This is a genomic window from Martinezella sp. CNPSo 3959, assembly GCF_057784355.1.
This window is the reverse complement of sequence record NZ_JBXSOV010000008.1, coordinates 83,438-107,737: the sequence shown is the minus strand read 5'-3', so window position 1 is coordinate 107,737 and position 24,300 is coordinate 83,438. Positions and strand designations below refer to the sequence as shown.

At 61.0% G+C, this 24,300-nt stretch carries 25 protein-coding genes; 22 read left to right on the top strand and 3 right to left on the bottom strand.

Annotation, left to right across the window (positions count from 1 at the left end; all coding sequences use genetic code 11):
• Positions 1 to 17: 17 nt before the first annotated feature.
• From pmtA to AC13RE_RS18150, 6 genes are all read left to right on the top strand, one after another.
• A complete protein-coding gene (gene pmtA, locus AC13RE_RS18175; RefSeq protein ID WP_015338541.1) occupies positions 18 to 611 on the top strand; it encodes a phospholipid N-methyltransferase PmtA in 594 nt (197 codons plus the stop codon).
• Between the two features lie 19 nt (positions 612 to 630).
• Positions 631 to 1,218 carry a histidine phosphatase family protein gene (locus AC13RE_RS18170; protein ID WP_488563967.1) on the top strand — a complete coding sequence of 196 codons (588 nt, stop codon included), beginning with the start codon at positions 631 to 633 and terminating at the stop codon, positions 1,216 to 1,218.
• A 1-nt stretch (position 1,219) separates the two neighbouring features.
• Complete coding sequence (gene pyrF, locus AC13RE_RS18165; protein WP_488563966.1) at positions 1,220 to 1,912, top strand: orotidine-5'-phosphate decarboxylase; 693 nt, start codon at positions 1,220 to 1,222, stop codon at positions 1,910 to 1,912.
• 27 nt (positions 1,913 to 1,939) lie between these two features.
• Positions 1,940 to 2,227 carry a DUF1330 domain-containing protein gene (locus AC13RE_RS18160; protein ID WP_015338538.1) on the top strand — a complete coding sequence of 96 codons (288 nt, stop codon included), beginning with the start codon at positions 1,940 to 1,942 and terminating at the stop codon, positions 2,225 to 2,227.
• Positions 2,228 to 2,340: 113 nt separating this feature from the next.
• A complete protein-coding gene (locus tag AC13RE_RS18155) occupies positions 2,341 to 3,321 on the top strand; it encodes a complex I NDUFA9 subunit family protein (protein WP_488563965.1) in 981 nt (326 codons plus the stop codon).
• A gap of 288 nt (positions 3,322 to 3,609) precedes the next feature.
• Positions 3,610 to 3,774, top strand: coding sequence for a hypothetical protein (locus AC13RE_RS18150; RefSeq protein ID WP_165915182.1), 165 nt, complete (start codon positions 3,610 to 3,612; stop codon positions 3,772 to 3,774).
• A gap of 68 nt (positions 3,775 to 3,842) precedes the next feature.
• On the opposite strand, the gene AC13RE_RS18145 is transcribed toward AC13RE_RS18150, so the two are convergent.
• Positions 3,843 to 4,640, bottom strand: a complete 798-nt coding sequence (locus AC13RE_RS18145; RefSeq protein ID WP_015338535.1) for an undecaprenyl-diphosphate phosphatase — start codon at positions 4,638 to 4,640, stop codon at positions 3,843 to 3,845.
• Positions 4,641 to 4,791: 151 nt separating this feature from the next.
• Between AC13RE_RS18145 and AC13RE_RS18140 the strand changes: the two genes are divergently transcribed.
• The 9 genes from AC13RE_RS18140 (at position 4,792) to AC13RE_RS18100 (ending at position 15,233) form a co-directional block, all read left to right on the top strand.
• Positions 4,792 to 5,484: a glutathione S-transferase family protein gene (locus AC13RE_RS18140; protein WP_015338534.1), complete on the top strand. Its 693-nt coding sequence runs from the start codon at positions 4,792 to 4,794 to the stop codon at positions 5,482 to 5,484.
• A gap of 12 nt (positions 5,485 to 5,496) precedes the next feature.
• Entirely contained in the window at positions 5,497 to 6,654 is a 1,158-nt protein-coding gene (gene queG, locus AC13RE_RS18135; protein WP_488563964.1) for a tRNA epoxyqueuosine(34) reductase QueG, read from the top strand.
• Positions 6,654 to 7,526 carry an SDR family oxidoreductase gene (locus tag AC13RE_RS18130; protein WP_488563963.1) on the top strand — a complete coding sequence of 291 codons (873 nt, stop codon included), beginning with the start codon at positions 6,654 to 6,656 and terminating at the stop codon, positions 7,524 to 7,526. The genes queG and AC13RE_RS18130 overlap by 1 nt, the downstream gene beginning before the upstream one ends.
• 396 nt (positions 7,527 to 7,922) lie before the next feature.
• The gene (locus AC13RE_RS18125) at positions 7,923 to 8,291 is read left to right on the top strand and encodes a septal ring lytic transglycosylase RlpA family protein (RefSeq protein ID WP_015338531.1); all 369 of its coding nucleotides are present in this window, start codon (positions 7,923 to 7,925) and stop codon (positions 8,289 to 8,291) included.
• Positions 8,292 to 8,497: 206 nt separating this feature from the next.
• Positions 8,498 to 9,787: an RsmB/NOP family class I SAM-dependent RNA methyltransferase gene (locus tag AC13RE_RS18120; protein WP_488563962.1), complete on the top strand. Its 1,290-nt coding sequence runs from the start codon at positions 8,498 to 8,500 to the stop codon at positions 9,785 to 9,787.
• 248 nt (positions 9,788 to 10,035) lie between these two features.
• On the top strand, positions 10,036 to 11,325 hold the full coding sequence (locus AC13RE_RS18115; protein WP_488563961.1) for an imelysin family protein: 1,290 nt from the start codon (positions 10,036 to 10,038) through the stop codon (positions 11,323 to 11,325).
• Positions 11,326 to 11,370: 45 nt separating this feature from the next.
• Entirely contained in the window at positions 11,371 to 12,930 is a 1,560-nt protein-coding gene (locus AC13RE_RS18110; protein WP_488563960.1) for a di-heme oxidoreductase family protein, read from the top strand.
• Positions 12,930 to 14,141: an imelysin family protein gene (locus AC13RE_RS18105; protein ID WP_488563959.1), complete on the top strand. Its 1,212-nt coding sequence runs from the start codon at positions 12,930 to 12,932 to the stop codon at positions 14,139 to 14,141. Before AC13RE_RS18110 ends, AC13RE_RS18105 begins: the two co-directional genes overlap by 1 nt.
• A gap of 3 nt (positions 14,142 to 14,144) precedes the next feature.
• Positions 14,145 to 15,233, top strand: coding sequence for a DUF1513 domain-containing protein (locus AC13RE_RS18100; protein WP_488563958.1), 1,089 nt, complete (start codon positions 14,145 to 14,147; stop codon positions 15,231 to 15,233).
• 21 nt (positions 15,234 to 15,254) lie between these two features.
• Here AC13RE_RS18100 and AC13RE_RS18095 read toward each other — a convergent pair whose 3' ends face one another.
• Entirely contained in the window at positions 15,255 to 15,932 is a 678-nt protein-coding gene (locus tag AC13RE_RS18095) for a GntR family transcriptional regulator (RefSeq protein ID WP_488563957.1), read from the bottom strand.
• Positions 15,933 to 16,260: 328 nt separating this feature from the next.
• Between AC13RE_RS18095 and AC13RE_RS18090 the strand changes: the two genes are divergently transcribed.
• From AC13RE_RS18090 to guaA, 4 genes are all read left to right on the top strand, one after another.
• Complete coding sequence (locus AC13RE_RS18090; protein ID WP_488563956.1) at positions 16,261 to 17,058, top strand: alpha/beta hydrolase; 798 nt, start codon at positions 16,261 to 16,263, stop codon at positions 17,056 to 17,058.
• 239 nt (positions 17,059 to 17,297) lie between these two features.
• Positions 17,298 to 17,759: a PaaI family thioesterase gene (locus AC13RE_RS18085; protein ID WP_112336852.1), complete on the top strand. Its 462-nt coding sequence runs from the start codon at positions 17,298 to 17,300 to the stop codon at positions 17,757 to 17,759.
• Positions 17,756 to 18,397 carry a 5'-methylthioadenosine/S-adenosylhomocysteine nucleosidase gene (locus AC13RE_RS18080; protein WP_488563955.1) on the top strand — a complete coding sequence of 214 codons (642 nt, stop codon included), beginning with the start codon at positions 17,756 to 17,758 and terminating at the stop codon, positions 18,395 to 18,397. The genes AC13RE_RS18085 and AC13RE_RS18080 overlap by 4 nt, the downstream gene beginning before the upstream one ends.
• Before the next feature lie 162 nt (positions 18,398 to 18,559).
• On the top strand, positions 18,560 to 20,122 hold the full coding sequence (guaA, locus tag AC13RE_RS18075; protein WP_488563954.1) for a glutamine-hydrolyzing GMP synthase: 1,563 nt from the start codon (positions 18,560 to 18,562) through the stop codon (positions 20,120 to 20,122).
• A 248-nt stretch (positions 20,123 to 20,370) separates the two neighbouring features.
• Here the strand turns inward: guaA and AC13RE_RS18070 are convergent, their stop codons facing one another.
• Positions 20,371 to 21,018 (bottom strand): TetR/AcrR family transcriptional regulator, encoded by a 648-nt coding sequence (locus tag AC13RE_RS18070; protein WP_488563953.1) that lies wholly within the window; start codon positions 21,016 to 21,018, stop codon positions 20,371 to 20,373.
• Between the two features lie 285 nt (positions 21,019 to 21,303).
• On the opposite strand from AC13RE_RS18070, the gene AC13RE_RS18065 reads away from it, so the two are divergent.
• From AC13RE_RS18065 to AC13RE_RS18055, 3 genes are all read left to right on the top strand, one after another.
• Positions 21,304 to 22,197 (top strand): NAD(P)/FAD-dependent oxidoreductase, encoded by an 894-nt coding sequence (locus AC13RE_RS18065; protein ID WP_488564043.1) that lies wholly within the window; start codon positions 21,304 to 21,306, stop codon positions 22,195 to 22,197.
• Positions 22,198 to 22,276: 79 nt separating this feature from the next.
• The gene (locus AC13RE_RS18060; RefSeq protein ID WP_488563952.1) at positions 22,277 to 23,077 is read left to right on the top strand and encodes an SDR family NAD(P)-dependent oxidoreductase; all 801 of its coding nucleotides are present in this window, start codon (positions 22,277 to 22,279) and stop codon (positions 23,075 to 23,077) included.
• Between the two features lie 26 nt (positions 23,078 to 23,103).
• Complete coding sequence (locus tag AC13RE_RS18055) at positions 23,104 to 23,964, top strand: class I SAM-dependent methyltransferase (protein WP_488563951.1); 861 nt, start codon at positions 23,104 to 23,106, stop codon at positions 23,962 to 23,964.
• The last annotated feature ends 336 nt before the right edge of the window (positions 23,965 to 24,300 follow it).

The window sequence follows — 24,300 nt, the reverse complement described above, 5'->3', positions numbered from 1 at the left end:
TCTGATGGGGGGAGAGCATGGCGCTGCGTCTCAAGGAACGGCTTGGCAAGAAATTCGACGAGGAGATCCGTTTCTTCAAGGGCATGATGCAAGGGCCGAAGACCGTGGGGTCGATCGTTCCTACTTCGTCGATCACAGCTCGCAAGATGGCTGGTGTCATCAACACGCAATCCGGCCTGCCCGTGCTGGAGCTTGGGCCGGGAACCGGGGCGATCACCAAGGCGATCCTCGGACGTGGCGTCGAGCCGCAAAATCTCGTCGCCATCGAGTATTCCACCGATTTCTACAATCATCTCGTCCGCCGTTACCCTGGCGTCAACTTCATCAATGGCGACGCCTTCGATCTCGATAAGACGCTGGGCGTGCTGCGCGGACAGACCTTCGATTCTGTCGTCTCGGGCATTCCCCTCCTCAACTTCCCGATGAAGGCGCGCGTCGCGCTTCTCGAGAGCCTGCTGGATCGCATCCCGCCCGGCAGGCCGGTGGTTCAGATTTCCTACGGCCCGGTCTCGCCGATCATCGCCAAGCCGGATCGCTATCATATCCGACATTACGACTTCATCGTCCGCAACATTCCGCCGGCCCAGCTCTGGGTCTATAGCCGCGGCTGAGACAATCGCTGAGAAATCCATGTACGCTCTTTATGTTACGCACCCACAGGTGCGGATCGACCCGAATGTGCCGGTGCCGGAGTGGGGCTTGTCCGACATTGGCGCCGAGCGGGCGCGACTGGCGGCGAGCCGGTCCTGGGCTGGCAAGCTCGGCCTGATCGTTTCCAGCGGCGAGCGCAAGGCGATCGAAACGGCGGAGGCCTTGGCAGCGGCAAGCGGTGCGCCGATCGAGGTCATCGAAGCCATGCATGAAAACGATCGCAGCGCCACAGGTTTTCTGCCGCCGCCGGAGTTCGAAAAAGCTGCGGACTGGTTCTTTGCCAATCCGCATGAGAGCTTCAAGGGCTGGGAGCGCGCCATCGATGCGCAGGCGAGGATCGTCTCCAATGTCGAGGCCGTTCTTGCGCGTCACGATCCGAACGTGCCGCTCGCCTTTGTCGGCCATGGCGGCGTCGGCACGCTGCTAAAATGCCATCTGGAGGGGAAACCGATAGCGCGCCAAGGCGATCAGCCGCCGGGTGGCGGCAATCTTTTCTGTTTCGATCTTGCGAAGCGCGCCGTCTCATGCGACTGGACACCCATGGAAGACTGGATGGGATGGGCTTGATATGACCGCACGCGACCGCTTGATCGTTGGACTAGATGTTCCAAACCTTCAGGAGGCCGAAAAAGTGGTCGGCGCCCTCGGCGACGATATTCTCTACTATAAGATAGGCTATCAGCTCGCCTTTGCCGGCGGCCTGGAATTCGCGCGCGATTTGGCCGCCAGCGGCAAGAAGATCTTCCTCGACATGAAGCTGCTCGACATCGACAATACGGTGGCCTCCGGCGTGGAGAATATCGTCAAGATGGGCATGTCGATGCTGACGCTGCACGCCTATCCGAAAGCGATGAAGGCGGCCGTCGCGGCGGCCAAGGGCTCGGACCTCTGCCTGCTCGGCGTCACCGTACTGACCTCGATGGACGAAGGTGATCTCATCGCCGCCGGTTATGAATATGATCCGCATACGCTGGTGCTGCGCCGGGCCGAACAGGCGCATCTCGCGGGCATGGGCGGCATCGTCTGTTCGGCGGAAGAGTCCGCCGCGGTCCGCAAGATCATCGGGCCGGATATGGCGCTGGTGACCCCCGGCATCCGTCCGGCAGGCAGCGACAAGGGCGACCAGAAGCGTGTGATGACGCCTGCCGCAGCCATCAAGGCCGGCTCCAGCCATCTCGTCGTCGCAAGGCCGATCGTCAAGGCGGCCGATCCGAAGGAGGCTGCCCGCGCCATCCTCGCCGAGATGAACGCCGCACTTTAAACCACCGCAAAAATCAGGGAGGTCGATATGGCAAAGGGATATTGGATTGCGCGCGTGGATGTCCGCGACCCCGAGCGCTACAAGGATTACGTCGCCGCTGCGAAGCCTGCCTTCGAGAAATACGGCGCGAATTTCCTTGCCCGCGGCGGTGCGTTCACGCCGCTTGAGGGACAGGCACGCGGCCGCAACGTCGTCATCGAATTCCCGTCGCTGCAGCACGCCGTCGATTGCTACAACTCGCCGGAATACCAGATCGCGGCCAAAATCCGCCAGCAGGTGGCGGATGCCGAAATGGTCGTCGTCGAAGGGGTTTAAACCCCTTGAAAAGCCGACGCTGCAATGCAGCGCGATAGCACTTCACCTCGGCGCGCGGATCGGCTAAGACGAAACCAGATAAGCCCAATTCAAAGCCTTTCGAGGAGCCTGCCATGACCCTGTCCAACCTCCCGCCGCTCGTCACCGTGTTCGGAGGATCAGGTTTCATCGGACGGCACGTCGTGCGCGCGCTTGCCAAGCGCGGCTATCGCATTCGTGTCGCCGTTCGCCGTCCCGATCTTGCCGGTTTCCTGCAGCCGCTTGGCAATCTCGGCCAGATTTCGATCGTCCAGGCCAATGTGCGCTACCGCAACTCGATCGACCGCGCCGTCGAAGGCGCGCAGCATGTCGTCAACTGCGTCGGCATCCTTGCCGAAAGCGGCCGCAACACTTTTGACGCCGTGCAGGAATTCGGCGCCAAGGCGATTGCGGAAGCCGCCCGCGGCGCCGGCGCCTCGCTGACGCATATTTCCGCACTCAGCGCCGATGCCAACTCGCCTTCGGCCTATGCGCGCACCAAGGCTCGCGCCGAAGCGGCTATCCTGTCGATCAAGCCGGACGCGATTATCCTGCGCCCTTCGATCGTGTTCGGACCGGAGGACGAATTCTTCAACAAGTTCGCAGACATGTCCCGCACCGCGCCCTTCCTGCCGCTGATCGGCGGTGGCAAAACGAAGTTCCAGCCGGTCTACGTTCAGGACATCGCCGAGACCGTCGCGCGCAGCGTCGACGGCAAACTGAAGGCCGGCACGACCTATGAGCTCGGCGGCCCGGAAGTGCTGTCCTTCCGCGAATGTCTCGAGACGACGCTTGCCGTCATCAATCGCAAGAAGTCCTTCGTCTCCATCCCCTTCGGCCTGGCTTCGTTGATCGGCTCGGTCGCGTCGCTGGTGCCGCTCATCAAGCCGCCGATCACCGCCGACCAGGTAACGCTGCTGAAGAGCGACAACGTCGTTTCGAAGCAGGCGGAAGCGGAAGGACGCACCCTGAAGGGCATCGGCCTGCTGCCGACGCTGCTCATTTCCGTGCTGCCGTCCTATCTGGTGCGTTACCGCCCGCAGGGCCAGTTCACGGGCTCGGGCAAAGCAGCCTGACGATTCGGCCGTTCCACGAAATTCACGCGCCGCCCGGCTTTGCCGAGCGGCGTTTTTTATTGCCTCGCGAAGACAGAATCGTACTTTAAAACGCTGGCAGAGCCCCGCCATTCACAGCTCAGCGTTGCTCAAAAGACGCAGTGCGGAAATAGTAGCATTAACGTCAAATTTAATATGAACATTTATTGCTATTGCTCATCTCACTGACTAACACAGCCGCGCGTCTCAGGCTTGAACAATAAACCAGTCCGCGGCGCGCTTCACACTTCTGCGGAAAGGCATTCTTCGATGGGCAAGTCTATCGCGCTTTTGTTTGCGTGCGCGGCACTGGTAATTCTCGCAGGCTCCTTCGTGGCCCGCGGCAGCATCTCCTCGATCAAGGGCGAATGTGCGCCGACCTACGGCGTCGACCCCTGCACGACGGGTTCCATCGACACGTCCTCCCGAAACTAATCGGGTATGAAAAAGGCCGGTTTTGACCGGCCTTCACTTTTTCAGGATATCAGCGCGGATGATGGGTCTCAGCCGAAATAGAGGCCGATAAGACCGATCGTGCCGACGGCAATGCGCCACCATGCGAAGGGGGCGTAACCCCGGCGGGACACGAAGTCGAGCAGCGCGCGCACGACGAGCAACGCCGAGATGAAGGCCATGAAGAAGCCGATGACGATCAGCTGACCATCGGCGAAGCTGAGATCATGGCGACTCTTCCACAAATCCAGCGTGAAGGCGCCGACCATCGTCGGCATGGCGAGGAAGAAGGAAAATTCAGCGGCAGAACGCTTGTCGGCGCCGAGCAGCAAGGCTCCAACGATAGTGGAACCGGAGCGTGACGTTCCCGGAATCATCGCCAGGCACTGGAAGAAGCCGATCTTGACCGCCATCGGCCAGGAAAATTCATAGGCGCTGGTATATTTCGGCTTGAACTCGATCCTGTCGATGACGAGCAGGACGATGCCGCCGAGGATCAGCGAGATACAGATGACCTTCGGCGAATCGAACAGCACGGTCTTGATGAAATCATGCGCCAGAGCGCCGATGACGGCAGCGGGCAGAAAGCCGAACAGGACGGCGAGAACGAAGTGACGAGCCTTGACGCTGACGGGCAGCGCCTTGGCGATCTGGACGAGACGATTGAAATAGACAAGCAGAATGGCGAGAATCGCGCCGAGCTGGATCAAAACTTCAAAAGTACCGGCCGATTTGAAGCCGAGAAAATGTCCAAGCAATATCAGATGGCCCGTGGAGGAGACCGGAATGAACTCCGTAAGCCCCTCCACAAGGCCTAAAACCAACGCGATAATAATTTGTTCAGCCATATCGTGTCCTTTGTCTAACGGCAGGGCGGCCCGATTCGCTTGTGCAAACTAGGCCAAGATCCTATAGCTTCAACCGATGACAAATGACTAGGGCCGCAGAATCGCGACCCAAAAGACTTCCGTAGCATCAATCAGAAACACCCGAGTACCAATGCCGACGCTGTATCATCACCCAATGTCATCTTCCTCCCGGTTCGTTCGTCTGATCCTGACGGAATATGGCTATCAGACGGAGCTGATCGAGGAACAGACCTGGGAAAAGCGACGCGATTTCCTGGCACTGAACCCCGCCGGCACCCTGCCTGTCTATGTCGATGACAGCATGCGGGCGCTCTGTGGCGCGTCGGTCATTTCCGAATATCTTGACGAGACGCATGGCGTTCTGAAGCGCGACCGTCGGTTGCTTGCGGAAGATCCGTTCCAGCGCGCCGAAATCCGCCGGCTGACGGAATGGTTCATGCAGAAGATGGAGCAGGATGTGACGCGGCCGCTGACGCGCGAGCGCGTCTTCAAGCTGCAGATGACCGCCGAACAGGGTGGCGGCGCGCCCGATTCCAAGGTCATGCGCATGGCGCGCGGCAATATCCGCCAGCATATGAAGTATCTGTCCTGGCTTGCAGGTTCGCGGCAGTGGCTGGCCGGTGAGCGCCTGAGCTACGCCGATCTCGCCGCCGCAGCCTCGGTTTCCGTGCTAGACTATCTAGGTGAGATCGACTGGACGGAATCGCCTGTTGCCAAAGAATGGTATCAGCGGCTGAAGTCGCGCCCATCCTTCCGGCCGATCCTGGCGGAGCGCGTGCGTGGAGTCACACCAGTTTCGCACTATGCCGATCTGGATTTCTGACGAGGGCTCGATATGCCCGATGATCGCGAAGCGGAAAAAACTGACAAGCGAAGAAACACGCTGACCGCTTTCTTGCGAGAGGAAGCGCGTGCCCATGGTTTCGATCTCTGTCGCATTACCAGGCCGGACGCCATTCCCGAAGCGGCCGTGCGGCTTGGCCAGTTTCTTGACAAGGGCTATCACGGCACCATGGGCTGGTTGGGGGAGACCCGCGACCGCCGGGGCGATCCGCGCGTGCTTTGGAGCGAGACTTGCTCCATCGTGGTCTTCGGCCTGAATTATGGTCCCGGCGAAGATCCGCGCGGCATTCTGGAAAAGCAGGACAAGGCGGCGATCTCCGTCTATGCCCGAAACCGCGACTATCACGACATCATCAAGGGTAGGCTGAAGGAGATCGCTACTCGCTTCGCGGCGCGCTCGAAGGAGGATGTCAAGGTCTTCGTCGATACGGCGCCTGTCATGGAGAAGCCACTCGCAGAGGCTGCCGGTCTCGGCTGGCAGGGCAAGCACACCAATCTCGTCAGCCGCAGCTTCGGCTCCTGGCTCTTTCTCGGTTCGATGTTCACCACGGCCGATCTCGAGCCGGATGAGCCGGAGATCGACCATTGCGGCTCCTGCCGAGCCTGTCTCGACGCCTGCCCGACCGCTGCCTTCCCAGCCCCCTATCAGCTCGATGCCCGGCGCTGCATTTCCTATCTGACCATCGAACACAAAGGTCCGATCGATCCCGAGCTTCGGCCGTTGATCGGCAACCGCATCTACGGCTGCGACGACTGCCTTGCCGCCTGCCCGTGGAACAAGTTCGCGAGCGCCGCCTCGGAGATGAAGCTGGTGGCGCGGGAGGATCTCAAGGAACCGTCTATCGCCTTTCTGCTTAATCTGGATGATGCAAGCTTCCGCACCTTCTTCAGCGGCTCGCCGGTCAAGCGCATCGGCCGGGACCGCTTCATCCGCAATGTGCTGATCGCTGCCGGCAATTCGGGTGAGCGTTCCTTTATCGAGAAATGTCGCGAACTGGCCGGAGATCCCTCGCCCACCGTGCGCGGCATGGCGATCTGGACTCTATCGCGGCTGATGACGGCTGGCGAATTCCATGCGTTTGCGGCACAAAGACATGGCGAGGCGGACGAAGACGTCCGCGCCGAGTGGAAACTGGCAGGGGTATCGTGATGCATGTGATGATTTTCGGCTGCGGCTATTCCGGAACGGCCATCGCCAAGGCCTTCGCCGGCTCTGGTATCCGCATCACCGGCACGACCCGCTCCGCCGACAAGGCCGAACAGCTGACGAAGGAAGGCATCGAAGCCTTCGTCTTCGACGGTGAAACGATCGATCCGGCTCTGGCTGAGGCGATGCAAACGGCAACGCATCTGGTGCAATCGATCGCGCCCGGCAAATCGGGCGATCCGTTGCTGCGGCTGGCGCAGCTCAATCTCATGGCATTGATGCCGAAGCTGGAATGGATCTGCTATCTCTCGACCGTCGGCGTCTATGGCGATCACAAGGGCGCCTGGGTCAGCGAGCAGACCCCACTGCATCCGGTCGCGGACCGCTCCGTCGAGCGGGTAGAAGCGGAAGACGGCTGGCTGCGTGTCGGCGTCCGGCTCGGCCTTCCCGTCGCCGTGCTCCGCCTTTCCGGCATTTACGGCCCCGGCCGCAATGCCTTCTGCAATCTGGAAAAGGGAACCGCCCGGAGGCTCATCAAGGCGAACCAGGTGTTCAACCGCATCCGCGTCGAGGATATCGGCGCTTGCGCCCGCTTCCTATCCAATCGCAAGCTCGGCGGCATATATAATGTCACCGATGATGAGCCCGCGCCGCCACAGGATGTCATTGCCGAGGCCGCCCGCCTGATGGGCGTCGAACCGCCACCGGAACAGGCTTTCGAAACGGCTGAACTGACGCCGATGGCACGCTCTTTCTACGGCGAAAACAAGCGCGTTTCGAACGCGAAACTGCGCGCGCTCGGCTTCCAGTTCCGCTACCCAGAGTATCGAATGTCACTTGCCGAATTATGGTCCTCGGGAGCGTGGCGCGGCTGAGAAAGCGCTCCCCATGCCAGACGACACCGCATGAAAATTCCTACTTAGCCGGCTGCTCTAGTTCTATTTACTCCGCATTTATGGTTAACGACCTCTAAAATTGCACAAATGCGGCAGCAATTATGGCAAAGTCGGAAAATTATTTTTCCGATTTTTGTGAAGTCGGGCATCGCCCGACGCCCACGAGAAAATTCGTTCCATTTTTAACTGATTTTATTGGGTTTTTTTCACAATCAAGCAAATCCGCTGAATAGTCACAGTATTCCCCTAACATCACAAATGTTACATGTCGTAACATTCCGTGATCGATAGTGGCACTTTTTCGCCATTTTTGGCCTGATTTAAGCCCGCCGCCTACCCAGGGCGCAAGTTCAATAGCTTGAGGGAAAAATCGGTTTGAAGAAAATCGCACGTTCTTTGGCAATCGCCGCAACTATATCCGCCTCCATTGCTGTCGTTTCGACTCCGGCATTTGCATCCGCTGGCTGCGGAGGCGCTTCATGGTACGGGGGAAGCTCCAAGACTGCTTCCGGGGAACGTATGAGTTCCAGAAATCTTACTGCAGCCCACCGCTCGCTTGCCTTCGGCACGCGCCTGCGGGTCACCAACAAGCACAATGGCCGCAGCGTCGTCGTTCGCATCAACGACCGTGGGCCCTTCATTCGCGGACGTGTTCTTGATCTCTCCCGCGCTGCCGCACAGAACATCGGCATGGTCGCTTCGGGTACCGCCAAGGTCTGTTACGAGGTCGTCGCCTCCAAGTAATCGCCGGAAGCCGGAACCACCGGCAAATCGGCATGACGCTTGCTCTCTCGGCCAATCGCGGCTACCACGCGATTGAAACGTCTCGAAATCCGCCGCCATGGACATTGTCTGCGCGGATCGGCGAGGCGTCAGCGGTTTTGGTAGGGCGCAGATTCCCAAGATGAGCTCCAACGGGTTCCGGGTCATGCGCGAGCAGGAGAGTGTGAATGCGTCTGGGCGGCCGATTGCAGGGGGCCATCGAAGTTCTTGCCGATATCGAAGCGCGCAAGCGACCGGTGGCCGATGCCCTGAAGGATTGGGGCCTTGCCCATCGCTTCGCCGGCTCCGGCGACAGAGCCGCGATCGGCAACATCGTCTACGACGCCTTGCGCATGCGGCTTTCGCATGCCTGGCTGATGGGAGACGACAGTGCGTCCGCGCTGGCCCATGCAGTCCTCTTCCGCCAATGGGGCCTGACGCCGGAGGCGCTGGCTGCCGAGCTGGACGGCGATAAATTTGCGCCCGAGGCGCCGAGCGCCGAAACATTGGCCGCCTTTGCGGCCCGCAATCTCGAAGATGCGCCTCGTCACATTCAGGGCGATATTCCCGAATGGGTCGAGCCCTCCTTCAGCCAAGCCTTCGGCGATGGCTGGCTTTTGGAAGCGCAAGCTCTCGCCGAACGTCCGACGCTCGACCTCCGCGCCAATGCGCTGAAGGCCGACCGTGCCAAGGTCGTGAAGGTGCTGGAACGCGCTGGCGGCCAGGCATCGAAAATCGCCCGGTTCGGCATCCGGATTCCCGCCGGCGAAGGCGCCTCGCGCCTGCCGAACGTCACAGCCGAGCTCTCCTTCCAGAAGGGCTGGTTCGAGGTGCAGGACGAAGGTTCGCAGATCGTCGCGGATTTGGTTCTGCCTGAAGAAGGCGATCAGGTGCTCGACTATTGCGCCGGCGGTGGCGGCAAGACGCTCGCCATGTCGGCCGCGATGCATAACAAGGGCCAGGTCCATGCCTATGACAGCGACCGGCGACGGCTGGCGCCGATCATCGAGCGCCTGAAGCGGGCCGGCACCCGCAACGTCCAAGTCCATGACGACCGCAACGGCCTGCTCCAACTGCGCGGCAAGTTCGACAAGGTTCTGGTCGACGCTCCCTGCACCGGGACCGGCACCTGGCGGCGCCGTCCCGATACCAAATGGCGGCTGACGCAGAAGAACCTCGACGAGCGCACCAGCCAGCAGCAGGAAGCCCTTGCCCAGGCCGGCGAATTCGTCCGTCCTGGCGGCGCTCTGCTCTATGTCACCTGCTCGGTGCTGCCGGAAGAGAATGAAGCGCAGGTAAACCGTTTCGCCGCCCAGAATCCGGACTTCGAGGTGGTGGAAACTCTGGGCTCCTGGGGGAAGCTGTTCGGCAAGGATGCCCCAAAGCCCCGCTCCTCGGATGGCAAGACCATTACGCTGACGCCGGCCTCCACCGATACCGACGGCTTCTTCTTCAGCCGTCTGCAACGGAAGATGTGAGCTGGCGGGATCGACTAGCGGATTAGAGCCGTTCTGTCGTTACCCCGGTTCCACTACCCTGCCAACCCCATGCCAAGCCGCCTATATCCGCGCACTCACAGGCGAATCCATTTCGCCTGTGCCGTTGAATCCTTGGTCCATCGCCTTAAAATCGTTCTAAACTAGAGCGTTTGACACAAGTTTGTTTTTCATACATGACACAAATTGCCAAGTTTTGACGGTGCCCCCCGCTGTCACAGGAGAGGAACATGAAACTGAAAAACAGAATTGGCGCCGCGCTCGCGGTGGCCGTTGTCACGACCGCCGCATTCAGCCTGCCGGCTCGCGCAGCCGCTCCCGAGCCGGCTGCCGTTCTCAAGCACTATGCGGAACTGGCACATGCCAAATATCAGGATGCGCTGACGACGGCGAAAGCACTCGACAAGGCCATCGACGCTCTGCTCGCCAACCCCAGCGACAAGACGCTTAAGGCGGCACGTGCGGCCTGGATCAAGGCTCGCGTTCCCTATGCGCAGACGGAAGTCTATCGCTTCGGCAATCCGGTCGTCGACGACTGGGAAGGCAAGGTGAACTCCTGGCCGCTGGACGAAGGCCTGATCGACTATGTCGATGCCTCCTACGGCACCGAAAGCGACGAGAACTCGCTTTATGTCGCCAACGTCATCGCCAACAAGACGATCAAGATCAACGGCAAGGACGTCGACGCATCGCATCTGACGCCGGAATTCCTGTCGGGCACACTGCATCAGGCCGGCGGTATCGAAGCCAACGTCGCGACCGGCTACCACGCCATCGAATTCCTTTTGTGGGGCCAGGATCTGCACGGCACGGATGCCGGCGCCGGCGAGCGTCCCGCTACCGATTACGATCTGAAGAATTGCACGCACGGCAATTGCGACCGCCGCGCCGAATATCTGAAATCCGCCTCGACACTGCTCGTTGCCGACCTGCAGGACATAACGGACAAGTGGGCGCCGGACGGCGAAGCCACCAAGCATGTCGAAGCTGATCCGAAGGCCGGCCTCACTACCATCCTGACCGGCATGGGCTCGCTTTCCTATGGCGAACTTGCCGGCGAGCGCATGAAGCTCGGCCTGCTGCTGCACGATCCGGAAGAAGAACAGGATTGCTTCTCCGACAATACCTATAACGAACACAATGGCGATGCCGTTGGCATCGCGTCTGCCTATAACGGCAACTATACCCGCGCCGACGGCACCAGGCTGAAGGGTCCGTCGCTGCACGATCTGGTCAAGGCCAAGGATCCGGCGCTCGACAAGGAAATGGAAGGCAAGCTCGACACCACGCTTGCCGCCATGAAGGCGATGGTGCATCGCGGCGAGACGGTCGAGAAATACGACCAGATGATCGGCGAGGGCAACAAGGAAGGCAACGCGACGGTTCAGAAGGCCATCGACGGCCTACTCGACCAGACGAAGAGCATCCAGCGCGTCATCGCCGCTCTCGATCTCGGCACGATCAAGCTCGAAGGTTCGGACAGCCTGGACAATCCGAACTCCGTCTTCAAGAAGAAGTAATAAGGGAGGGTGGCAGCGCGATTAGGCGCCGCCACCCCGATACCCATGACAGCTCTACCGGCCAATCGCGCCCTTTTGCCCGCCCTCGCTGCGGGTATTTTGGTTTTTTCCATCACGCTCGCCGTTGCCGACATCCTCGATTTTCCGAGCAATCGCAGCGATCTCTCGGCCGAAGAGCTGAAGCGTGTGCGCGATGCGACCCGCGCGACCGGCAATTTTCTCAAGGCCGAACCCTATGAAACGATGCAGGGCGGAGGCCTGACTGCGATCGATAAGGTCACGCGCGATATTTTCTCCCAGCCCTCAGCCAAACTAGACCAAGAGCAGGGGCAGGATTTTCATCTCGGCAACGCGCTCTTTCGCAAGCTTTGGGTCTCCGCCCCCTCCTCCACCCAGGCTTCCGATGGGCTGGGGCCGCTGTTCAACGCCCGCTCCTGCCAGAGCTGCCATATCCGCGATGGACGCGGCCATCCGCCTGAAGAAGCGGGAGCTGCCGCGACCTCGATGGTCTTGCGCCTGGCACGGCCCGCCGTGACGCCGGAGGAGCAGCAGGCCGTCAAGGATTTTCACGCGCTCAATTTCCCGGATTCGACCTATGGAGCACAGCTGCAGGATCTTGCCGTTCCCGGCCTCGCCGCCGAAGGCAAGGTAACCCTCAGCTATAGCGACGAGACGGTGACGCTTACCGGCGGCGAGACCGTGACCTTGCGCAAGCCGACATACGGGGTGAGCGATCTCGCCTATGGGCCGATGGATGCGAGCACCACGCTTTCAGCGCGCATTGCGCCGCCGATGATCGGCCTCGGCCTGATCGAGGCCATTCCGGATGCCGATATTCTCGCCAATGCCGATCCGGACGATAAGAAGGGCACCGGCATTCGCGGCCGCCCCGCCATCGTCCGCGATCATCGCACGGGTCAACTCGCGCTCGGGCGCTTCGGCTGGAAGGCCCAGAATGCAACCGTGCGCGACCAGGTGGCCGACGCCTTTTCCGCCGATATCGGCATTTCGACGCCGGACCGACCGAACCCGTACGGCGACTGCACCGCCAAGGAATCGCAATGTCTGACCATGCCGACCGGCGTGCAGAAGCGCCTGGGCGTCACGGAAGCGCCGGACCCGGTGCTCCCTCTCGTCACCTTCTATTCCGAAAATCTTGCCGTGCCGGCCCGCCGTTCGACGAGCCAGCCCGCGGTGCTGCACGGCAAGGACATGTTCTACCGCTCCGGCTGTGCCGCCTGCCATACGCCGAAATTCGTGACGCGCGACGGCCTGAAAAGCAGCGACGGCAGGGATTCGCCGCAGGCGTTCCAGCTGATCTGGCCCTATTCCGATTTCCTGCTGCACGACATGGGCGAAGGCCTGTCGGATGGACAGCAGGTGGGCGTGGCATCCGGCCGCGATTGGCGCACGCCGCCGCTCTGGGGTATAGGCCTGACACAGACGGTGAGCGGCCGGCAGGCCTATCTGCATGACGGCCGCGCCCGCACATTGACCGAAGCCATCCTCTGGCATGGAGGAGAGGCGGAAAAAGCCCGCAATGCATTCGCCGGTCTTCCGAAGGACGATCGGCAAGCCCTCATCAACTTTCTGGAGTCCCTCTGATGCGCCACTGGAAACGTCCGGAGCATTTCAGCTCTAAACGGAGTCACGCAAATGCTCCGTCCCATTGTTTTCACGCAATTCCGGACGCAAGACCGCTGCGCACTTTTGCTGGAATTGCTCTGGCCGCCAGCCTGCTGCTTACCGCTGCCGCCCTGCCTGCCCACGCCGAGGATGCGACAACCAATGGCCCCGGTCTGAACGAGGCGGCGGTGCCGGCCGTACTGCAGAAGGCGGTGGATGACGTGATCCGCCCCGGCTATCGCGCCATGCACGACTCCGCCTCGAAACTGACTGTCGCGATGAAGGCGCTTTGCGCCGACCCCACAGACGCCACCCTTTCCGGCGCCAAATCGGCTTTCGGCGACACCGTGAAGAGCTGGTCGCGCGTCGAAATCGTCGATACCGGCCCGATCATCGAAAAGAACCGCTTCGAGCACATCCTGTTCTATCCCGACCGCAAGGGCGTAGGCCTCAAACAGGTGCAGGTGTTGATTACCAAAGCCGACGAGCAGGACACGACCGTCGAAGCCGTCGCCGGCAAAAGCGTGGCGCTCATGAGCATGACGGCGCTCGAATATGTGCTCTTCGGCAACGGCTCCGATGTCCTCGGGAAGGATAAGCAAAGCTTCCGCTGCCGCTATGGCGCCGCTGTCGCCGGCAATATCGAGAACACCGCCAAGGAAATCGCCGACGAATGGGATGCGCCAGATGGCGTGCAGAAATCCTGGAAATTCCCGGGCAAGACCAGCGACGATTTCATGGATAACAAGGAGGCCGTGACCGCACTGCTCGGCATCCTCGTGCATGGCGCGGCCAATGTCCGCGACCAGCGGCTGGAAACCTTCTACAAGGGCGATCCGGCAACGGCGCGGCCGAAGATGGCGATCTACTGGCGCTCGGCCAATACGTGGACCTCGTTCACGGGCAATATTGGGGGCCTGAAGACGCTCTGGGAGAAAGCCGACATGGCAAGCCTGCTGCCGGCGGACAAGCGCGCTGTTGCCACCAAGATCGACGGCCTGCTGAACGAGCTTGCGACAACGGCACCGACGATCAATCCGGATATCGAGGCGGCCATCGGCAATGATGCGGAGCGGGCCAAGATCGACAAGCTGCTCTCCGTCAGCCGCGATCTCGCCACCAGCTTCAGCGACGAGTATGGCGGTGCCATCGGCCTTTCGGCCGGCTTCTCCTTCGCAGACGGAGACTAGAACATGATGCGCAGCGGCCTCATCGATCGGAGAGCTTTCGTCAAGGCAGCGGGACTGACCTTCCTCGCAGCGCTCAAGCCCGGTGCCTTGATGGCGCTGGAGCGGGCCGATGCGGTCTATGCTTCCGGTATCCGCGCCGCTGACGGCTCCTTTGCAGTGGCGACGGTGACCGAACAGGGGCGCATCATCGATCAGGTGGCGCTACCCGCACGCGCCCACGGCATGGCCTTTTCGAAGGCGACCGGCAAGACTGTCGCCTTCGCGCGCCGGCCCGGCACCTACGCGATGATTTTCGATCCCTGGAACAAGGCCGAGCCGATCGTCATTTCCGCCAGAGAAGGCCGACATTTCTACGGACACGGCACGTTTTCGCCTGATGGCAGGCTTCTCTATGCCAGCGAGAACGATTTCGACAATAATCGCGGCATCGTCGGGCTCTATGATGCGGGCAACCGGTTTGCCCGCCTCGGCGAATACGAAACCTATGGTGTCGGCCCGCATGACATGACGGTTTCGGATGACGGCCGGTTCCTGATCGTCGCCAATGGCGGCATTGAGACGCATCCGGATTTTGGCCGTACCAAGCTCAATCTCGACCATATGGAACCGTCGCTGACACTGATCGACGCCGCGAGCGGCCGGCTGATCGAGAAGCATACGCTGCCGTCGCAATATGCTCGAGTTTCGACACGCCATGTCGATATCGATGCCAGCGGCCGCGTCTGGTTCGCCTGCCAGTACGAAGGCCACCGCAGCGACCTGCCGCCGCTTGTCGGCCATTTCGCGAGGGGCGAGGACCTGAGTTTCGTCACCCTGCCCGACGACACGACACGGGCGCTTGGCAATTATGTCGGCGCCATCGCAGTCAACCGTGCCGAGAATCTCGTCGGGGTCACATCGCCGGTCGAAGGGACTTCGGTGACGCTGGATGCGAAGACCGGCAAGGTGCTGAAGGTGGAAAGCATCGCCGATGCAGCGGGCATCGCACCGGCGCGGCATGGCTTTGCCGTCTCGTCCTATGACGGCAACTTTCTGGGCGAACACAACGATGTCGCCTGGGACCAGCACATCGTCCGCATCGCCCGCGGCTGATCCGGATTTTGACTGGACTGCCTAAATAAGCTTGCTGGCTTCGATGAAGCGCCGCAACGCCGTCGCTGCATTGAGCATATGTGCCCGCATGCGCCGCGACGCCATTTCCCCGTCTCCCTCGGCTATCGCCTGCATAATGGCTTCATGCTCTGCCCGCGATCGCTCGAGCCGCTGCTCCTGCTGCAATTGAGCCCGGCGGAAGGCCGCCAGGCGATTGCGGATCATGATCGCCTGCTCGGCAAGAAAGCTGTTGTGGGTGGCGAGATAGATCGCCTCATGGAAGGCGCGATTGAACACATCGTAAGCATCGAAATCGCCTGTTTTCACAAGCGTTTCAGATGCATCGTGCAGTTCGATCAGGTGGCTGCGCTCGAGCGGCGTCATGCGATAGGTGGCGAGCCTTACACACATCGATTCGATTTCGGCAACCGTCTCGAACATATCCATGATACGTTCAGGCGTCATGCGGGCAACGACCACCCCGCGCCGCGCTCGCATTTCGACCAGACCACTTACCGACAGCTGTCTCAGTGCCTCGCGAACCGGCGTGCGCGAGGCACCGAAACGATCGGCCAGCTGCTGTTCGTCCAGTGCTGCGCCCGCCTCAAGCTTGCCGGTCGCGATCTCATCTTCCAGCGCGTTGCGAATGCGGTCGGACAACAACTCGCGATCGTCGGCCGCACCATCTAGTCCATCCATCGCTCCCAACTCTCCGACACTCGTTGCAACTTGTATGCAGAATATCACTTCAATCCGAGCTTTGCATACAATTTATCTATCACGCAACCGTTACACATACAATTATTGACTGAAGTCGATATGAAGAATACAAAGATAGGCATTGAGCTTGCTTTTGCATGCACAAAATAAGCTTGACGCTCAATCGGAATGCAGATGGGGCTTTTGATCCTTAGGATCCGGGCAGATGCCGTCCCCGAGACATACAAAATTTCAGAAGCTTTACCGTTCCGGCATCCGGCACGACGGCTTTCTGGTGCTAATTTATCTCTAAACGATAGGTATCACGATGATGATGACCAGACGAAATTTCGCGACCGCCATTGTTGCCGGTGCCGCTGCCACCCTCATGTCCACGCGTGGCATGGCCGCCGGCAGCTCGACCACGGGTGCGGCTGCCTCTGCGCCGTTAAAGGCCCGCAACGTCGTTCTTGCGCATGGACTTTTCGCAGACGGCTCCTGCTGGACGGAAGTCATCGCCCGGCTGCAGGCCAAGGGGCTGAACTGCACGGCCGTGCAGAACCCATTGACGACTCTCCCCGAAGCCGTCGCGGCGGTACAGCGCATGCTCGACCGCCAGGACGGCCCGACCGTCCTTGTCGGCCATTCCTTCTCCGGAATGTTAGTGACGGAAGCCGGCGTTCATCCGAAGGTTTCGGCGCTCGTCTATGTCGCAGCCCGCGCACCGGATGCCGGCGAAGATTATACGGCGCTCGCCAAGACATATCCGACGCCCCCTGCCTCGGCCGGTATCGTCTTCGACGGCGACGAAGGACGGCTCACCGAGGAAGCCTTCCTGCGCGACTTCGCCGGCGACCTGCCCAAGGCCAAAGCCGAAGTGCTTTATGCCGTGCAGCAGCCCTTCCAGAAGGCTTTGCTGACCGGAAAGACCACTCAGGCCGCCTGGCGCAGCAAGCCAAGCTGGTATGCGGTTTCCACCGAAGACAGAACAATCAATCCGGATCTGGAACGCTTCATGGCCAAGCGTATGGGCGCGAAGACCATCGAAGTGAAGGCCAGTCACCTTTCGCTGATCTCGCATCCCGATACGATTGCCCATCTGATCTTGGAGGCCGCCAGGCACTGATCGACCAAATCGGCAGCGAGCTGCGTCCGCATCCAGCTCTCATCGGCTGTCGCGGATTGCCAAATCGTGGCCATCTGTGTCCTCACGACAAGCTTCCTTGCGTCGGGTAGCACGGCGAGTTGATCGTGGAAATTCGATGCCGGCGCAGCAGCTTGGGGCGCTTTCCTTTTTCCACCGGATAACCCTTGTCCAAATGGCTGCTCCATGCCAATTTCGCACCCGCGAAAGAAGGGGACGGCATGACAGGGGCAGATGACACGGGGACCGGCGGCGATTTTCGGACCCGCATCAGAACGAGCTTCGCGCGGCAGGCGGCGATGGCGACAATCGGTGCGGAACTGACGCGCGTCGAACACGGTACGGTCGAAATCGAGCTGCCGTTCGACGTCAAGCTGACACAGCAGCACGGCATCCTGCATGCCGGGATCATTGCCGCCGCGCTGGATTCCGCCTGCGGCTTTGCCGCGTACAGCGTCATCGATCCTTCCGCGTCGATCCTCACGATCGAATTCAAGGTCAACCTGATGTCGCCTGGGCGCGGCGAGCGCTTCCTGTTTCGGGGCGATGTCACCAAGCCCGGCACGACGATCATCGTCGCCGACGGCCGCGGCTATGCCATCGGCGACGGGCCGGCCAAGCTGATCGCCTCGATGACGGGAACGATGATGGTCATCCGGGGCAGAGAGGGAATTAGCGGATGAAATTCGAATTGAAACGGGTATCGGGCAAATCGATCCTGTTCGTCATGGCGGCCGAGGCCGAGTATGGACCCTTCCTGCGCTCACGCATCGATCCGCTGATGACAGGCGTCGGCCCGGTCGAGGCTGCGATCGCGCTCACCCGCGCCTTCGCGCAGCTCGAAGCCCAGGGCGATCTTCCCGATCTCGTGGTGTCGCTCGGCTCGGCCGGTTCCGCCAAGCTGGAGCAGACGGAGGTATACCAGGTCACCTCGGTTTCCTACCGCGACATGGATGCCTCGCCGCTCGGCTTCGAGAAGGGCCGCACGCCCTTCCTGGAACTGCCGGCAACGATCGAGCTGCCATTGCGCATCCCCACCATTGCTGAGGGCAGCCTTTCAACCGGCGCCAACATCGTCTCCGGCTCCGAAGCCTATGAGCGCATCGGCACCGACATGGTCGACATGGAAACCTTCGCGGTGCTGCGCGCCTGCCAGACCTGTGACCTGCCGCTGATCGGCCTGCGTGGCATTTCCGATGGCAAGGTTGAGCTTCAGCACATTTCCGACTGGACGGAATATCTGCATGTGATCGACCGCAAACTCTCCTACGCGGTCGATGGGCTGTTTACGGCGCTCGAAGACGGCGTATTCTGGTTTTGAGGGACTGGAAACCACCGAAGCAATTCCAGGAAAAGTGCATGGCGGTTTTCCGTCCGGAATTACGAGAAAAGACAGAGAATGTAGGACAATCGGGACAATAAAATCGCCGTTTGCGTGATTTGCCCGATTGCCAGGGAAAGCGCTTTTCATTAAAGGCTCGCCATGACCCAGACAGCACATCCAGATACCGTTCTCATCGTCGATTTTGGCAGCCAGGTGACGCAGCTCATCGCACGGCGCGTGCGCGAAGCGGGCGTCTACTGCGAAATCGTCCCCTTCCAATCCGCCGAAGCCGGCTTCAAGCGGCTGCAGCCGAAGGCCGTGATCCTCTCCGGCAGTCCGGCCTCGACCGTGGACGAAGGCTCGCCGCGGGCGCCGCAGATCATCTTCGACAGCGGCATCCCGGTCTTCGGCATCTGCTACGGCCAGCAGACCATGTGCATGCAGCTCGGCGGCAAGGTCGAAAGCGGCCACCACCGTGAATTCGGCCGCGCCTTCCTGGAAGTCGATAAGGATTGCGCCCTCTTCGAAGGTCTGTGGTCGAACGGTTCGCGCCATCAGGTCTGGATGAGCCACGGCGACCGCGTCACCATGCTGCCCGAAGGCTTCGAAGTGGTCGCCACGTCTTCGAACGCGCCTTATGCCTTCATCGCTGACGAGAAGCGCAAATATTACGGCGTGCAGTTCCATCCGGAAGTCGTGCATACGCCCGACGGCGCCAAGCTAATCGGCAACTTCATCCACAACATCGCCGGCATCAAGGGCGACTGGTCGATGTCGGCCTATCGCGCCAAGGCGGTTCAGGCGATCCGCGATCAGGTGGGCGACAAGCGCGTCATCTGCGCTCTGTCAGGCGGCGTCGATTCCTCAGTCGCCGCGCTTTTGATCCACGAGGCTGTCGGCGATCAGCTAACCTGCATCCTCGTCGACCACGGCCTCATGCGCAAGGACGAGGCGGCAAACGTCGTTGCCATGTTCCGCGAGCACTACAATCTGCATCTGATCCATGTCGATGCTTCCGACCGTTTCATCGGCGAGCTCGAGGGTGTTTCCGATCCCGAGACGAAGCGCAAGATCATCGGCCGGCTCTTCATCGAAACCTTCGAGGATGAAGCCAAGAAGCTCGGCGGCGCCGATTTCCTCGGCCAGGGCACGCTTTATCCCGATGTCATCGAGAGTGTTTCCTTCACCGGCGGCCCTTCGGTCACCATCAAGTCGCACCACAATGTCGGCGGCCTGCCGGAACGCATGAAGATGCAGCTCGTCGAGCCGCTGCGCGAACTGTTCAAGGACGAAGTGCGCACACTCGGCAAAGAACTCGGCCTGCCCGACAGCTTCATCGGCCGTCATCCCTTCCCCGGCCCTGGCCTCGCCATCCGCTGCCCGGGCGGGATCACCCGCGAGAAGCTGGAAATCCTGCGCGAAGCCGATGCGATCTATCTCGACGAGATCCGCAAGGCCGGCCTCTATGACGCGATCTGGCAGGCCTTTGCCGTGCTGCTGCCGGTCCAGACTGTCGGTGTCATGGGCGACGGACGCACCTATGAATTCGTCTGCGCGCTGCGCGCCGTCACCTCCGTCGACGGCATGACGGCGGATTTCTATCACTACGACATGGAATTCCTCGGCCGCGCCGCGACCCGCATCATCAACGAAGTCCGCGGCATCAACCGCGTGGTCTACGACGTCACCTCGAAGCCGCCCGGCACGATCGAGTGGGAGTGAGGGGGGAACGGTGGTGATGGCGCAGTCTAAGCGCCAATTTTCACTGCCGTGCCTGTTTCATCCATTTGGGCTGTGCTTGAATGCCGCCTCCCAAGAAAGCGGGCGTTATCCGTTGCTCGCCGCCCTCCTTCGCGGCCTCGTCTAGAGCAATTCCAGGAAAAGTGCGCAGCGGTTTTCCGTCCGGGATTGCGTGAAAACAAAGAGATAGAGCGGCTCAGAGATTCCGTGAAAAACTGAACCGCTCTAGGCTATCCCCCCGCGTGGTCGTTGCCCCCGTGCGCCGCGATGAACATGGCGACGGCCGACCGGCAATAGGATTCGATTTCGTTGTCGTCTTCCGCTCCCGCCTCATCGAAGCGTGCGATAATCAGAAGGTCGGATCCTTTGAAAAGCGCGGCAAACAAGCGGGCGGACCGGAGAGGATCGGGCACATTCAGAACCGCCTTCGCGTGCAACTGACGTAACAGGGCCTCGATTTGGGCGATGATATGGGCGGGGCCGGCTTCGTAATGGAGCTTGCTTAACGACTTTTGACTTGTCATATCGGCCGTGACCATGGCTTCGACATTGCGGACGTCGGGGCGCAACAATGTGCGAAGCAGCGATGATCCCACCGCCATGAGCTGATCTTCGGCTGAACCGTCGACGCCTTCAAAAAGGGCCCGCGGGATTAACTGCTGGCAGCGGGCTGCAAACGCCGCGCCAAACAGCGCCTCCTTGCTCTCGAAGTGCCTGTAAATGCTGAGCTTGGATATCTTCGCTCGCTGGGCGACCTTGTCCAATGTCGTCGCTTGGAAACCCAATTCCGCAAAGAGTTCGCCCGCGGCGTCGACTATCGTTTGGCCAAGCGCCTCATTGGCGGGCCGGCCGCGCCGGCCCTGGCTATTTTCGGTCACGACAATTCCAGTCCTTGACAGTATCTTAATTGGTGAATTACGATACCATATAGTATCTAAAATCTGCAAGCCATTGGGTAGGTTTCAACCATGTCCTGGAAATCCGGGCACCTCGGCGATATCGAATGCGGCATTATCCGGTCGGTCAACACAGTGAGGGGCGGCTTTCTCGTAGATGCCGAAGCCCTGCTCGCTGCCCCTCTCAAGCGCGCATCTGTGGACGCCATTGTGTGCCAAGCCAAGCCCAGCCCCACCCCTTCCACTCACAACTCGGAGCCCATCACCATGGATGACGTCATCATCATCGGCGGCAGCTTTGCCGGCCTCGCAGCCGCTCTGCAGCTCGGCCGCGCCCGTCGCAAGGTCACTGTTCTCGATACCGGCCTGCCGCGCAATCGCTTCGCCGGCCACTCGCATGGCTTACTCGGCCACGATCACAAGCCGCCGCTGGACATCCTGGCCGAAGCGCGGCGGCAGCTGACGCGTTATCCGACGGTCAGGCTGGTCAATGCTCGGGCTGACAGCATCTCCGGCGCCATCGACGATTTCTCCGTCCTCACTGCCGATGGCGAAGGCCTTGAGGCGCGCCGCCTGATCCTGAGCTACGGTATCACCGACCAAATGCCTGATGTTCCGGGCTTTGCCGAAGGCTGGGGCACGTCCATCGTACCCTGCCCCTATTGCGACGGCTTTGAAGTCGCCGGCCAGCATTGGGGCCTCGTCTGGTCCGGCCCGCAGTCGCACAATCAGGTCAGACTGTTCCACGATTGGACCGACAGGTTGACAGTCTTCGCCGATGGTCACGACATCCCGCCCGATATCCGGGCCGATGTGGCGCACCGCAACATACCTGTCGTCGACGGCCGGATCACTGAAATCGCCCGTCACGGGGTCCATGGCGCCACAGTCAAGCTCGATACCAGCCCCGATGTCACCGTCGACATCCTGTTCGCGCATCCGCGCAACAAGCCGTCCGCGAGCCTGCATGAATCACTGGGCTTGGCCACGATCGATACACCCCTCGGCATTGCTCTCAAGGCGGACGAGCGCCGCGAAACCAGTATGCCCGGCGTCTACGCCGCTGGCGACCTCGCCAACGCCGGCATGCCCTCGGTCACCACGGCATCATCGCAAGGCGCGATGGCGGGTATCTTCGCCCAGCAGTCGATGCTGGTTTGAGAGCGCTGATTCCATCCCGGAGGATCGACCAGAGGACCCGGGATGCGATCTTGGGATCGAAGAGTTGAGCAAGAGAACGATGTCGAAAGAACCAATGAACAGCTTCGCCGGGAAATGGGCTCTGATCACCGGGGCGTCGAGTGGCCTCGGCCTTGAATTCGCAGATCTGCTGGCTGCGCAGAAAGTCAATCTCATATTGGCGGCTCGACGGCAGGAGCCGATGGAAAAGCTTGCCTCCGATCTCCGTCGCAAATACGGGGTGGATGTGCTGGTCGAGGCGATCGATCTTGCCTCGCCGGGCGCGGCCGCCCGCTTGAAATGCAGTCTCGACGCGAAGTCGGTGATCGTCGAGATCTTGTTGAACAATGCCGGATACGGTTTGCACGGCGACTTATTGGAAACGCCGATCGAGCGCACCGCGAACATGATCCAGCTCAACATCACGACGCTCACAGAGCTGACCTATCTCTTCGGCCGCGATATGGCCAAGCGGCGATCTGGACATATACTTCTCGTCGCCAGCCTCATGGCCTTCCAAGCCGTTCCCAGCTACGCGGCCTATGCGGCGACCAAGGCATATGTACTCGCCCTTGGCGAGGCCCTGCACAACGAACTCCGCCCGCAGGGTGTGGTTGTTACGACGCTTTGCCCGGGGCACACCGCGACGGGCTTCGACGAGGCGGCCGGCGCAACCACATCGGCCTTGCTGCGCCTCCTCACCATGAAGCCTCGTCCGGTCGCCGCGAGCGGCATTCGGGCGTTGTTGCGAGGAAAGGCTATCGTGATCGCGGGCCTGTCGAACAAGATGGTGGCCTTTTCCAATCGCCTGACGCCGCGATCAATGCAAAGGGCCACAATGAAAAGAATAGTGGACGCTTAGTAGGAATAAACCAGACAGGATATACGATGACAGAGCAAAGTGGCGCTCAGGTCCAGTGGAATGACCAAAGCGGGGAGCGCTGGGTCGCCAATCAGGCGCGGCTCGACGCCATGCTGGCGGTGTTCGGCCAGGCCGCGATAGAAGCGGCCGCACCCGCGACGGGCGAGCGCGTGCTGGACGTTGGCTGCGGCGCGGGTGCGTCGAGTCTGGCACTGGCCGCCCTCGTCGGCCGGCGGGGCCAAGTGCTGGGCGTGGACATATCCGAACCGCTGATCGACCGAGCGCGCGCGCTTGCGCCACAGGATACGACGGCCCTATTCCGAGTGGCCGACGCCAGCAGCACCGAGCTGCCCGAGGGCGCGTTCGACATCCTGTTCTCGCGTTTCGGGGTGATGTTCTTCGACGATCCGATAGGGGCGTTCGCGCATATGCGCCGCGCGCTCCAGCCAGGCGGGCGGGTCGCTTTCGTCTGCTGGCGCGGCGCGGCCGAGAACGATTGGATGCGCCTGCCGATGGGCGCAATCAAAGGCATCGTCCCGCCGACCGCGCCGCCCGATCCCAAAGCGCCCGGCCCGTTTTCGTTCGGCGACCGGGGGCGGGTGGCGCGCATCCTGACGGCGGCCGGCTTCACCGATATCGCTATCGCGCCCTTCGATGCTTCCGTCCCGTTTGGCCAGGGCGCGACGCGGGACGCGGCGATCGACGACGCGGTGCAGATGGCGGTCGAGGTCGGCCCGCTGTCGCGCGCGCTCGCTGATCAGCCCGACGACATACGCGCCCGCGCCTCGGCCGCGGTTCGGGCCGCCTTCGCGGACCGCCCCGGCGATCGGTCGGTGATGATCGACGGCGCAGCGTGGATCGTCACCGCGCGCAATCCGGCAAGCTGACAGGGATTAGCAGCGGAGACGCCCCGCTCGGTGGATGGGGTGTCTTTGGCCGGTCAGCCGCCTCGAAGGGTAGTTGAGCAAAACGATTCCTAGGCTCAGGCCGGTCCGCAAAGGGGTGACGGTACTTTCTTCCTTCGCTGTAAAACCCACCTGAGTTGCCCAAAGTGGGTCCGGAAGGGCGATCGACTTCGATAGATGCCGAAACCGCACAAAAAATTTCGTGCTATTTTTTCCTTTAAAATCAAGATTGTAACGTTTTGACGGTCGGCTTCTTGTGCGGCAAAGAATTGAACGTCTAACTCTATCAATGGCCTAACTAGAGCTAGAACAACGGAG

Coding starts and splice junctions, on each gene's coding strand:
- AC13RE_RS18085 (WP_112336852.1), top strand. CDS start 17,298: ATGACAGGGGCAGATGACACGGGGACCGGCGGCGATTTTCGGACCCGC.
- AC13RE_RS18155 (WP_488563965.1), top strand. CDS start 2,341: ATGACCCTGTCCAACCTCCCGCCGCTCGTCACCGTGTTCGGAGGATCA.
- AC13RE_RS18060 (WP_488563952.1), top strand. CDS start 22,277: ATGTCGAAAGAACCAATGAACAGCTTCGCCGGGAAATGGGCTCTGATC.
- AC13RE_RS18115 (WP_488563961.1), top strand. CDS start 10,036: ATGAAACTGAAAAACAGAATTGGCGCCGCGCTCGCGGTGGCCGTTGTC.
- AC13RE_RS18080 (WP_488563955.1), top strand. CDS start 17,756: ATGAAATTCGAATTGAAACGGGTATCGGGCAAATCGATCCTGTTCGTC.
- AC13RE_RS18095 (WP_488563957.1), bottom strand. CDS start 15,932: ATGGATGGACTAGATGGTGCGGCCGACGATCGCGAGTTGTTGTCCGAC.
- pyrF (WP_488563966.1), top strand. CDS start 1,220: ATGACCGCACGCGACCGCTTGATCGTTGGACTAGATGTTCCAAACCTT.
- AC13RE_RS18140 (WP_015338534.1), top strand. CDS start 4,792: ATGCCGACGCTGTATCATCACCCAATGTCATCTTCCTCCCGGTTCGTT.
- AC13RE_RS18110 (WP_488563960.1), top strand. CDS start 11,371: ATGACAGCTCTACCGGCCAATCGCGCCCTTTTGCCCGCCCTCGCTGCG.
- AC13RE_RS18055 (WP_488563951.1), top strand. CDS start 23,104: ATGACAGAGCAAAGTGGCGCTCAGGTCCAGTGGAATGACCAAAGCGGG.
- AC13RE_RS18065 (WP_488564043.1), top strand. CDS start 21,304: ATGGATGACGTCATCATCATCGGCGGCAGCTTTGCCGGCCTCGCAGCC.
- AC13RE_RS18130 (WP_488563963.1), top strand. CDS start 6,654: ATGCATGTGATGATTTTCGGCTGCGGCTATTCCGGAACGGCCATCGCC.
- AC13RE_RS18105 (WP_488563959.1), top strand. CDS start 12,930: ATGCGCCACTGGAAACGTCCGGAGCATTTCAGCTCTAAACGGAGTCAC.
- AC13RE_RS18090 (WP_488563956.1), top strand. CDS start 16,261: ATGATGATGACCAGACGAAATTTCGCGACCGCCATTGTTGCCGGTGCC.
- AC13RE_RS18170 (WP_488563967.1), top strand. CDS start 631: ATGTACGCTCTTTATGTTACGCACCCACAGGTGCGGATCGACCCGAAT.
- AC13RE_RS18150 (WP_165915182.1), top strand. CDS start 3,610: ATGGGCAAGTCTATCGCGCTTTTGTTTGCGTGCGCGGCACTGGTAATT.
- AC13RE_RS18160 (WP_015338538.1), top strand. CDS start 1,940: ATGGCAAAGGGATATTGGATTGCGCGCGTGGATGTCCGCGACCCCGAG.
- guaA (WP_488563954.1), top strand. CDS start 18,560: ATGACCCAGACAGCACATCCAGATACCGTTCTCATCGTCGATTTTGGC.
- AC13RE_RS18145 (WP_015338535.1), bottom strand. CDS start 4,640: ATGGCTGAACAAATTATTATCGCGTTGGTTTTAGGCCTTGTGGAGGGG.
- pmtA (WP_015338541.1), top strand. CDS start 18: ATGGCGCTGCGTCTCAAGGAACGGCTTGGCAAGAAATTCGACGAGGAG.
- AC13RE_RS18100 (WP_488563958.1), top strand. CDS start 14,145: ATGATGCGCAGCGGCCTCATCGATCGGAGAGCTTTCGTCAAGGCAGCG.
- queG (WP_488563964.1), top strand. CDS start 5,497: ATGCCCGATGATCGCGAAGCGGAAAAAACTGACAAGCGAAGAAACACG.
- AC13RE_RS18120 (WP_488563962.1), top strand. CDS start 8,498: ATGCGTCTGGGCGGCCGATTGCAGGGGGCCATCGAAGTTCTTGCCGAT.